The 218-nt window shown below is 44.0% G+C and carries 1 protein-coding gene; it reads right to left on the reverse strand.

The features are described 5' to 3' along the window. Positions 1-218: E domain-containing protein (locus tag LQ617_RS15945; protein ID WP_239740800.1), on the reverse strand; the 218-nt coding region annotated here is incomplete at both ends.

The raw sequence follows: 218 nt of genomic DNA on the forward strand, positions 1-218 counted from the left end.
TTCGTCACAATTGGTTCGCCTGGTACTGGACCGTGTTTTGTCACACTATCCACCGGCGGTGTCACGATTTCACCTGTATTTGGATTCTTAATACCTGGTTTTCCTGGTACTTCTTCTGTTTCGCCAACTGGTAAGTTTGGATCGAATTCATCTTTATGACCTGGTGGCACTTCTTCTCCACCATACTCGATGATTTCATTTGTTGGTGGTGTTGTAAT

Source organism: Mammaliicoccus sp. P-M59 (assembly GCF_022386135.1).
GTDB lineage: Bacteria > Bacillota > Bacilli > Staphylococcales > Staphylococcaceae > Mammaliicoccus > Mammaliicoccus sciuri_A.